This window comes from Providencia sp. PROV033 (assembly GCF_028484855.1).
In the GTDB taxonomy this organism is placed as follows: domain Bacteria; phylum Pseudomonadota; class Gammaproteobacteria; order Enterobacterales; family Enterobacteriaceae; genus Providencia; species Providencia alcalifaciens.
In genome coordinates this window covers 1-10689 of sequence record NZ_JAMPSW010000108.1, presented here as the reverse complement: position 1 = coordinate 10689, position 10689 = coordinate 1, and the positions used below count along the sequence as shown (strand labels likewise).

7 protein-coding genes and 1 pseudogene are annotated in these 10689 nt (G+C 41.2%); 6 read left to right on the top strand and 2 right to left on the bottom strand.

Translation table 11 applies throughout. The annotated features are described in order from the left end of the window. Together ppdD and ampD are read right to left on the bottom strand one after the other, a co-directional pair. Positions 1–400: prepilin peptidase-dependent pilin (gene ppdD / locus PSF16_RS14840; protein WP_272689544.1), on the bottom strand; the 400-nt coding region annotated here is incomplete at its 3' end. 281 nt (positions 401–681) lie between these two features. Next, positions 682–1218: a 1,6-anhydro-N-acetylmuramyl-L-alanine amidase AmpD gene (gene ampD, locus PSF16_RS14835; protein ID WP_036964207.1), complete on the bottom strand. Its 537-nt coding sequence runs from the start codon at positions 1216–1218 to the stop codon at positions 682–684. A 101-nt stretch (positions 1219–1319) separates the two neighbouring features. Here ampD and nadC point away from each other — a divergent pair, with 101 nt between their 5' ends. The 6 genes and pseudogenes from nadC to PSF16_RS14805 all read left to right on the top strand — a co-directional run. Beyond that, a complete protein-coding gene (gene nadC / locus PSF16_RS14830; protein ID WP_006660776.1) occupies positions 1320–2225 on the top strand; it encodes a carboxylating nicotinate-nucleotide diphosphorylase in 906 nt (301 codons plus the stop codon). Positions 2226–2820: 595 nt separating this feature from the next. Further along, entirely contained in the window at positions 2821–3597 is a 777-nt protein-coding gene (gene pdhR, locus PSF16_RS14825) for a pyruvate dehydrogenase complex transcriptional repressor PdhR (RefSeq protein ID WP_006661169.1), read from the top strand. A 193-nt stretch (positions 3598–3790) separates the two neighbouring features. After that, on the top strand, positions 3791–6457 hold the full coding sequence (aceE, locus tag PSF16_RS14820) for a pyruvate dehydrogenase (acetyl-transferring), homodimeric type (RefSeq protein ID WP_006660778.1): 2667 nt from the start codon (positions 3791–3793) through the stop codon (positions 6455–6457). A 13-nt stretch (positions 6458–6470) separates the two neighbouring features. Further along, positions 6471–8324, top strand: a complete 1854-nt coding sequence (gene aceF / locus PSF16_RS14815) for a pyruvate dehydrogenase complex dihydrolipoyllysine-residue acetyltransferase (RefSeq protein ID WP_272689543.1) — start codon at positions 6471–6473, stop codon at positions 8322–8324. Between the two features lie 205 nt (positions 8325–8529). Continuing rightward, positions 8530–9957 carry a dihydrolipoyl dehydrogenase gene (gene lpdA / locus PSF16_RS14810; protein WP_006661171.1) on the top strand — a complete coding sequence of 476 codons (1428 nt, stop codon included), beginning with the start codon at positions 8530–8532 and terminating at the stop codon, positions 9955–9957. Positions 9958–10165: 208 nt separating this feature from the next. Then, positions 10166–10689 (top strand): annotated as a pseudogene (locus PSF16_RS14805) (adhesin); the annotation flags it as partial.

Sequence of the window (10689 nt, the reverse complement as noted above, 5' to 3'; positions counted from 1 at the left end):
ATTTTTTTAGTTCAGCATCATTATCAGCTAGGCAACTAACTCCCCAAGAAAATGGGGTATTCGCTGTTGAATTGATTGGAGTCAAAACCCCTGACAAGCCCGTTAATGTCTTATCACCGACAAAAGTAATAACGCCGGCTTTCGCATCGATCTGTTTCAGATACTTTCCTTTGATATTGCTCGGAATATCCTCTTTTCCAGAATTACATTTAGCCAAAATACCTTGGTTAAAATTACATAGTTCGACACTGTTTTTATAAGGCAATATGGTCCGTAGAACGTCGGTCATAGCTGCTTTTTGCATATAGCTTTGGTAGCCAGGTATAGCAACGGCACTCAGTATTGAAATAATTGCGATAACAACCATGATTTCAACGAGTGAAAATCCTTTTTGATCCATAAATAAAATCTCCTTGGTAGTTTGAGATTTCATTTTAGAGACTATTTTTAGCGAAAACACAGGATGAAAACGCAGATTACGAGTGGCTTTGTAAATAGATACTGCAAATAGTGGTCTGTCTCATTTTATTTCGAGCGTTCTCGCAAAAATGTATTAAGGGCAATTTTTGTAATAAAAACGAATGTGCTGAGCTGATATAAATAGATACAGAGATAGAAATGAGCTAATGGGGAGTTTTATCCACATTAGCTAAAAAGGAGAGAGCAGAAAATGAATAAACATTAGAGTAAATTTTTATAATATAGCCAATCAAAGTGAGGGCCAGGATCGGTTTTTCGAGTAGGGGCTATATCGCTATGACCTGTAATATTCTGTTTAATTTTTGGGTACTCGATTATCAGTAATTGGCTTAGCTTGGCTAACGCTAAGTATTGAGCTTCAGTGAATGCTTCATAGTCAGTACCTTCTAACTCAATGCCAATAGAAAAGTCATTACACTTTTCTCTTCCTTGGTAGTTGGATTGACCAGCATGCCATGCTCGTTTATTAAAGGGGACATATTGAATAATTTCACCATCACGGCGAATAAGGCAGTGAGCCGAAACACGCAGATGTTTAATTTCCTCAAAAAAAGGATGTTCTTCAGGGTTTAAAGTGCCAGTAAATAGCTGGTTAATATAAGGACCACCAAATTGCCCCGGAGGCAAGCTGATATTATGAATAACCAAAAGTGAAGGGGTTTCTCCTTCTGGGCGGTCATCCTGATGTGGAGAAGGGATATGAGTCACATTATTTAGCCATCCATCATGTATTTTCATATCAGTATCCATAGTATGCTCTTTTCTTTTTTGTAAGTGCCCGTAATTAGAAAAGATTAACATAATTGAGATCTCTGCGGGTGCATATTTTGGAGTGAACGATGACTACACGACGTTATGATGAACAAGAAAGACGCAAAATGCTCATGGCAAGATTAGTCGCTGATATTCCTTTCATGGTCAGCGTGGCTTTAAAAGAAGATCTTGGTCAGATTATTGATTATAAAAGGGATATCACTGGGCAGTTATTAAGTAAAGAAACACAAGCACATGCTCAGATTATTACTCGTGAAGAAGGTGTTTTTTGTGGGCAAAAATGGCTAGAAGAGGTTTTTTACCAGCTAGGTAACAAAGTTAAAGTAGATTGGAAAGTACAGGATGGCGATAAAGTTTCGCCTAATCAAGTGCTATGCAAAATGCAGGGACCTTCTCAAATCTTGCTTACGGGCGAAAGAACTGCATTGAATTTCATTCAAACGTTATCGTCTGTATCCACAGTAACTGCAAAGTATGTGGCTTTTCTTGAAGGTACACGGGCTAAATTATTAGATACCCGTAAAACAATTCCCGGTCTACGTAGTGCATTAAAATATGCAGTACTCATGGGGGGCGGTTATAACCATCGACTAGGTTTGTCAGATGCCTATCTCATCAAAGAAAACCATATTATTTCTGCGGGATCAGTTTCTCAAGCGGTTTCTCTTGCTCGTCAAGCTCACCCAGATGTTCCTATTGAAGTTGAAGTTGAAAATTTAGAAGAGCTGTTACAGGCAATCAAAGCCCGCGCAGACATTATCATGCTTGATAATTTTACGACTGACATGATGAAAGATGCAGTGGTTATTACGAATGGCAAAGCTGCCTTAGAAGTGTCAGGGAATGTCACAGATAAAACGATCAGAGAATTTGCAGAAACGGGCATTGATTTTATTTCAGTCGGCGCATTAACGAAACACATTCAAGCGTTAGATCTTTCAATGCGCTTTACGAATGTCAAAAGTGAATAAGCACAAAGCTAAGGGCATAGACTGTATTGAATGAGATAAGGGCAGTCGATCGTTTGAATGATTTGCCCTAGATTAATCGTTATGCTCATAGTAATTATTCTTTTAGATATCTTTTGTGTTTATCGAATTACACTGCATATTTAGGACATAAATGTTTACCATTGATGGTAAGTTATTATGTAATGAATGATTTAATATCATTCTTAATCGCTATTAATTTAACAAATTTTTAACCAATAAAATTGTACTTATAAGTAGGAATAAACATATAACTCACAATTTGATTTAAAATTCACTATTTATATATAAGTATTCACTAATTGGTGAGCTGTAACGCTTCAGTTTTGGTTTTTATGGCATAAAAAATCATTATTTTTGTTAATATTGTGTGTTGTTTAGTCAAGGGTTGGTTATTAATTAATGCTTTTTTTAAAAAAAATCGTTAAAACTTGCAGGATTTTATGATTTAGCTCAAGGTCTTTATGGACAGATAGTGAATACTTTGTTACTTTATTAAGCCATAAAATAATTGGTATGACCAATTAACACTGGGTACTAGATAATCAATAATTACTCACTATGAAAATGGCAGATTATGACTTACGGTAAAATTCGCCAACCAAAGTTATCTGATGTAATCGAGCAGCGGCTTGAGCATCTTATATTCGAGGGGACTTTACGCCCCGGCGAAAAGCTGCCTCCTGAACGTGAACTTGCGAAGCAATTTGATGTCTCAAGACCATCAGTGCGTGAAGCTATTCAAACCTTAGAAGCAAAAGGTCTTCTATCTCGTCGTCAAGGTGGTGGCACATTTGTACAAAAGCAGATGTGGCAAAGTTTTAGTGACCCATTGACCGAATTACTCGCTGGTAACCCAGAATCTCAATTAGATCTTTTAGAAACTCGTCATGCATTAGAAGGCATTGCTGCCTATTACGCGGCATTACGTGGTACAGAAGAAGATCTTGAGCGTATCCGTCAAAGCTATGAATTGATTAAATCGGCTCAAGAAAGTGGCGATCTTAATGCAGAATCAGATGCGGTATTACAGTATCAACTGATTGTAACGGAAGCAGCGCATAATGTAGTGCTCCTTCATTTACTACGCTGCATGATCCCAATGCTAGAGCAAAATATTCGACAGAATTTTGAGTTCTTGTATACCCGCAAAGAGATGTATAACGCGGTAAGTGAACATAGAGAACAGATTTTCTCCGCTATTGTTGCAAGAGAACCAGAAAAAGCGCGAGAGGCATCACATCGGCACCTCGCTTTCATTGAGGACTTGCTGCTGGATATTGGTCGTGAACAAACTCGCAGAGAACGTTCGCTACGCCGATTACAGCAACATCCTGGCTTAGATCAGATTTAAAAATTAGTAATGCGGATCCTGACTGCTGCGTCTGCATTACTGTGAGCACTCTTAATTAGAAGTAAAGCGGCAACTACATTAGGGCCTATCTTCCTGTTGTTTTCACTGTCATGAAGACAATCGTATGAAGAAAGCACTGGGAAGATAGGCTCCACATAACCATATAAAATAGATAACAGATAAGGAATACACCATGTCAGATATGTTAAAAAATGACGTGGATCCGATTGAAACTCGCGACTGGCTACAGGCGATTGAATCGGTCATCCGTGAAGAAGGTGTTGATCGTGCACAGTTTATTATCGAGCAGGTATTAAGCGAAGCACGTAAAGGCGGTGTTAACATTGCCGCTGGTGCATCTGGTAGTTCTGATTACATCAACACTATTGCTGTTGAAGATGAACCTGCATACCCTGGTAACATGGATTTAGAACGCCGTATCCGTTCTGCAATTCGCTGGAACGCTGTAATGACCGTTCTGCGTGCATCTAAAAAGGATTTAGAACTGGGTGGCCACATGGCATCATTCCAGTCCTCCGCAACTTTATATGAAGTTTGCTTCAACCATTTCTTCCGCGCTCATAACAACAATGATGGTGGTGACTTAGTCTTTTTCCAAGGCCATATCTCCCCAGGTATCTATGCGCGTGCATTCTTAGAAGGTCGTTTAACTGAAGAACAGATGAATAACTTCCGTCAAGAAATTGGTGGTAAAGGTCTGTCTTCTTATCCGCACCCTAAATTGATGCCAGATTTCTGGCAGTTCCCGACCGTTTCAATGGGTCTGGGACCACTAAATGCGATTTATCAGGCTAAATTCCTGAAATATTTGGATAACCGTGGACTGAAAGATACGTCAGCACAGCGTGTTTATGCTTTCTTAGGTGATGGTGAAATGGATGAGCCAGAATCTAAAGGCGCAATCACTATCGCAACACGCGATAAGTTAGATAACTTAGTCTTCGTTATTAACTGTAACTTGCAACGTTTAGATGGTCCGGTTACAGGTAACGGCAAAATTGTTAACGAGTTAGAAGGCATCTTTAGCGGAGCTGGCTGGCAAGTTATTAAAGTTATGTGGGGCGATCGTTGGGATGAGCTACTGCGTAAAGATACTACCGGTAAGCTGGTCCAATTGATGAACGAAACCCTTGACGGTGACTATCAAACATTTAAATCACGCGATGGTGCATATGTGCGTGAGCACTTCTTCAACCGTTATCCTGAAACGGCTGCATTAGTGAAAGATATGACTGATGACGAAATTTGGGCCCTGAACCGTGGTGGTCATGATCCGAAGAAAGTGTATGCAGCATTCAAAAAAGCGCAAGAAACTAAAGGCAAACCAACTGTTATTTTAGCTCAAACCATCAAAGGTTATGGTATGGGTGAAACTGCAGAAGGTAAAAACATTGCTCACCAAGTTAAGAAAATGAACATGGATGGCGTTCGCCACTTCCGTGATCAGTTCAATGTACCAGTTGCTGATGAGCAAATTGAAAAACTGCCATTTATCACTTTCGATAAAGATTCAGAAGAATACAAATACCTGCATGAGCGTCGTCAAGCTCTGGGTGGCTATTTACCAGCTCGTCGTGCTAAATTCGATGAAAAACTGGAAATTCCTACACTGGCAGATTTCAGTCAATTACTGGAAGAACAATCTAAAGAGATTTCAACAACAATCGCATTTGTTCGTGCATTGAATGTCATGTTGAAAAACAACTCTATCAAAGAGCGTTTAGTACCAATCATTGCAGACGAAGCTCGTACCTTCGGTATGGAAGGTCTGTTCCGTCAAATCGGTATCTATAGTCCGAAAGGTCAGCAATATACTCCGCAAGATCGTGAGCAAGTTGCTTACTATAAAGAAGACTCTAAAGGTCAAATTCTGCAAGAGGGTATCAACGAACTGGGTGCCGGTTCTTCATGGTTAGCGGCTGCAACATCATACAGCACCAATAACCTGCCAATGATCCCATTCTATATTTACTATTCTATGTTTGGTTTCCAACGTATTGGTGACTTAATGTGGGCAGCAGGTGACCAACAAGCTCGTGGCTTCTTGATCGGTGGTACTTCAGGTCGTACAACATTGAATGGTGAAGGCTTACAGCACGAAGATGGTCATAGCCATATCCAATCTCTGACGATTCCTAACTGTATTTCTTATGATCCAGCTTACGCTTATGAAGTTGCGGTGATCATGCAAAACGGTTTAGAGCGTATGTACGGCGAGAAACAAGAGAACGTGTATTACTACATCACGACTCTGAACGAAAACTATCACATGCACGCAATGCCGGAAGGTGTTGAAGAAGGTATCCGTAAAGGTATCTATAAACTGGCTTCTGTTGAAGGTAGCAAAGGTAAAGTGCAGCTATTAGGTTCAGGTTCTATGATGCGCCATGTTCGCGAAGCCGCTGATATTCTGGCCGCTGAGTACGGAATTGGTTCTGATGTCTATAGCGTAACATCATTCACTGAATTGGCGCGTGATGGTCAAGACTGTGAACGTTGGAATATGCTGCATCCATCAGCAACACCACGCGTACCGTATGTTGCTCAAGTAATGAATGATGCTCCAGCAGTTGCTTCTACTGACTACATGAAACTCTTCGCTGAGCAAATCCGTACTTATGTTCCAGCAAGTGAATACCGTGTTCTGGGTACAGATGGTTTTGGTCGTTCTGACAGCCGTGAGAACCTACGTCACCACTTCGAAGTGGACACAACGTATGTCATCGTTGCAGCGTTAGGTGAATTGGCTAAACGTGGTGAGATTGATGTTAAAGTCGTTGAAGAAGCGATTAAAAAATACAACATCAACCCAGATAAAGTTAACCCACGTTTGGCATAAGAGGTAATAATCAATGTCTATTGAAATCCAAGTGCCAGATATCGGTGCTGATGAAGTTGAAGTCACCGAAGTGATGGTTAAAGTTGGTGATAAAGTAGAAGCTGAGCAATCGCTCATCACTGTTGAGGGTGATAAAGCGTCTATGGAAGTCCCATCTCCACAAGCGGGTGTGGTTAAAGAGATTAAAATTGCAGTTGGTGACAAAGTTACTACTGGTAAATTAATCATGATCTTTGATTCGGCAGAAGGTGCATCTGCGCCGGCTGCGGCTCCAGAAGCTCCTGCGGCAGCACCAACAGCACCTGCAGCTTCTGCACTGAAAGAAGTTGCTGTGCCAGATATCGGTGGTGATGAAGTTGAAGTCACCGAAATTATGGTGAAAGTGGGTGATGCAATCACAGCTGAGCAATCTCTGATTACCGTTGAAGGTGATAAGGCTTCAATGGAAGTCCCTGCGCCATTTGCAGGTACTGTCAAAGAGATCAAAATTGCGACTGGCGATAAAGTAAAAACTGGCTCGCTGATCATGGTATTCGAAGTTGCGGGCGCAGCGCCTGCAGCAGCGGTTTCTGCCCCAGCAGCACCGGCAGCGGCACCAGCCGCAGCGGCAATCAAAGACGTTAACGTGCCAGATATCGGTGGTGATGAAGTTGAAGTTACCGAAGTCATGGTCAAAGTTGGCGACACCGTAACAGCTGAGCAATCTTTAATCACCGTTGAAGGCGATAAAGCATCAATGGAAGTACCGGCACCATTCGCAGGTACAGTTAAAGAGATCAAGATTGCGACTGGCGATAAAGTCAAAACTGGTTCCCTGATTATGACTTTCGAAGTTGCGGGTGCAGCTGCAGCTCCGGCTTCAGCACCAGTTGCAGCTCCAGCAGCTGCGCCAGTAGCCTCTGCTCCAGCTAAAACTGCTGATAGCAAAAATGAATTTGTTGAGAACGATGCGTATATTCACGCAACACCGGTTATTCGTCGTTTAGCGCGCGAATTCGGTGTGAACTTAGCGAAAGTGAAAGGTACGGGTCGTAAAGGTCGTATCTTACGTGAAGACGTTCAAGCTTACGTTAAAGATGCAATCAAGCGTGCGGAAGCACCAGCAGCAGCTGGCGGTGGTTTACCGGGGATGCTGCCATGGCCGAAAGTTGATTACAGCAAATTTGGTGAAGTTGAAGAAGTTGAGCTGGGTCGTATCCAGAAAATTTCTGGCGCTAACCTGAGCCGTAACTGGGTCATGATCCCGCACGTAACTCTGATGGAAGAAGTGGATACCACTGAAGTTGAAGAGTTCCGTAAGCAACAGAACAAAGAAGCTGAGAAGAAAAAACTGGATGTGAAAATCACTCCATTAGTCTTCGTGATGAAAGCGGTTGCCCGTGCTCTGGAAGAAATGCCACGCTTCAACAGCTCTATTTCAGAAGATGCACAGCGTCTGTTCCTGAAAAAATATATCAATATCGGTATCGCGGTTGATACACCAAATGGCTTAGTGGTTCCTGTTTTCAAAGACGTGAACAAAAAAGGCATTATGGAGTTATCTCGTGAGCTTGGCGAAGTGTCTAAGAAAGCGCGTGCAGGTAAACTGACCGCAGCAGACATGCAAGGCGGTTGTTTCACTATTTCTAGCTTAGGTGGTATCGGTACGACTGGCTTCGCACCAATCGTGAATGCACCTGAAGTGGCAATAATGGGGCTGTCTCGCTCTTCTATCAAACCAGTTTGGAATGGTAGCGAGTTTGTTCCTCGCCTGATTCTGCCAATGTCCTTGTCATTTGACCACCGTGTGATTGATGGCGCTGATGGTGCGCGCTTCATCACTTTAGTTGGACAACTGATGAGCGATATCCGCCGTCTGGTAATGTAACTAAGAAGACCGGTCAATTGACCGGTCTGTTTTATTTAGGCTGGGGCAGAGTTTTTCGCTGTTGCAACGAAAGGTTGGGAGTTACGTCACGTATTCAGCCTTTTCAGGATGTTAACAATTCTGTAAACTGCTTGCGGTGTGTACTTTACCAGTGGAAAATTCGTTTATTCGGCGGCCCCGCTGGACAAAACAAAAAGAGGTCATGATGAGTACTGAAATTAAAGCCCAAGTCGTTGTGCTTGGTGCAGGCCCAGCAGGTTATTCTGCGGCATTCCGTTGCGCTGACTTAGGTTTAGAAACTGTTTTGGTAGAACGTTACTCAACTCTTGGTGGAGTTTGTTTAAACGTTGGTTGTATCCCTTCTAAAGCATTACTGCACGTTGCTAAAGTTATCGAAGAAGCTAAAGCATTAGCTGAGCACGGTATTGTATTTGGCGAGCCAAAAACTGACATTTCCAAAGTTCGTCTGTGGAAAGAAAAAGTGATTAACCAGCTGACCGGCGGCTTAGCGGGAATGGCAAAAGGCCGTAAAGTTAACGTAGTTAACGGTCTGGGTAAATTTACTGGCGCGAATACACTGGTTGTTGAAGGCGAAAACGGCAGCACCACTATCAATTTTGATAATGCGATTATTGCTGCGGGTTCACGTCCAATTCAGTTACCATTTATTCCTCATGAAGATCCACGTATTTGGGATTCAACAGATGCATTAGAACTGCAAGAAGTTCCTGAGCGTCTGCTGGTCATGGGTGGCGGTATCATCGGTCTTGAGATGGGTACTGTATACCATGCACTGGGTTCACAAATTGATGTGGTTGAAATGTTTGACCAAGTTATCCCAGCTGCGGATAAAGACGTGGTTAAAGTATTCACTAAGCAAATCAGCAAGAAATTCAACTTACTGTTAGAAACTAAAGTGACTGCTGTTGAAGCGAAAGAAGATGGTATCTACGTTTCAATGGAAGGCAAAAAAGCACCAGCTGAACCACAACGTTATGACGCTGTGTTAGTGGCTATCGGTCGTGTGCCTAACGGTAAGAACTTAGACGCAGGTAAAGCGGGCGTTGAAGTTGATGACCGTGGTTTCATCCACGTTGATAAACAAATGCGTACTAACGTTCCTCACATCTTTGCTATCGGTGACATTGTAGGTCAACCAATGCTGGCTCACAAAGGTGTTCACGAAGGCCACGTTGCAGCTGAAGTTATTTCAGGTCTGAAACACTACTTCGATCCTAAAGTTATTCCATCAATCGCTTATACTGAGCCAGAAGTTGCATGGGTTGGTTTAACTGAGAAAGAAGCGAAAGAGAAAAACATCAGCTACGAAACAGCAACATTCCCATGGGCTGCATCAGGTCGTGCAATCGCATCTGACTGTTCTGAAGGTATGACTAAGCTGATTTTCGACAAGCAATCTAACCGTATCATCGGTGGTGCAGTTGTTGGTGTTAACGGCGGTGAATTACTGGGCGAAATCGGTTTGGCAATCGAAATGGGTTGTGATGCTGAAGATTTAGCATTAACTATTCATGCTCACCCAACACTGTATGAATCAATTGGTATGGCTGCAGAGATCTACGAAGGTAGCATCACTGACTTACCAAACGCGAAAGCGAAAAAGAAAAAATAATTTTCTTTTTTAGCAAGAAATAAGCGAATTGAAGACCAAAGCAGAAATGTTTTGGTCTTTTTATTATTAATTAATAAAGCAGTGCTAACTTATTTTCTTAATTATATAAATATTATAATGGCTATAATTTTGATATTTACACTTAGTTGACTATAAAAGATTTTAAATTTAACTTCTTTGCTGTTTTTAAACAACAAGGATGTTAATTATGCTCTATATAGATTCAATGACTGTTTATGCCAACCCAGTCCCTTTTAATTTTACTGATGTAACGAATGATGATCTTTTTTATGGTGATTATGCTTTTAATAATAATAGTATAAATGAGCAATATGACCATTTGAAAACTATCACAAGAATTATAGAGAATGATAATTATAATCTGGAGATATCTAGAGATAGGGATGTAAATCGAGAAAATATAGTATCAGAAGATACGGTAAACACACCATTACCATCACCACAAGAACCATCACCTCAAGAGAAATTAACATTAAGTTATCAGGAATCTTTAAATAAAATAAGAGTGCTAAAAGAAGAGAAAAATAATTTAGAAAAAAGTTATGAATGGAAGTTTTTGACTGATCCGGAGAAATACCCATGTAATTATCAATGGTTTTTTAAATCACCAGATCTTAATATCACTGCAAATGTTAAATTTAATTCAATACAAGATAGAGATCGCTTACTTTCAGATAACTTTGATGATAGCCCTATAGATATACCAAAATT

What these genes read in the sequence shown, in the direction of transcription:
- ampD (WP_036964207.1), bottom strand. Translation starts at nt 1,218, where the DNA reads ATGAAAATACATGATGGATGGCTAAATAATGTGACTCATATCCCTTCT.
- nadC (WP_006660776.1), top strand. Translation starts at nt 1,320, where the DNA reads ATGACTACACGACGTTATGATGAACAAGAAAGACGCAAAATGCTCATG.
- pdhR (WP_006661169.1), top strand. Translation starts at nt 2,821, where the DNA reads ATGACTTACGGTAAAATTCGCCAACCAAAGTTATCTGATGTAATCGAG.
- aceE (WP_006660778.1), top strand. Translation starts at nt 3,791, where the DNA reads ATGTCAGATATGTTAAAAAATGACGTGGATCCGATTGAAACTCGCGAC.
- aceF (WP_272689543.1), top strand. Translation starts at nt 6,471, where the DNA reads ATGTCTATTGAAATCCAAGTGCCAGATATCGGTGCTGATGAAGTTGAA.
- lpdA (WP_006661171.1), top strand. Translation starts at nt 8,530, where the DNA reads ATGAGTACTGAAATTAAAGCCCAAGTCGTTGTGCTTGGTGCAGGCCCA.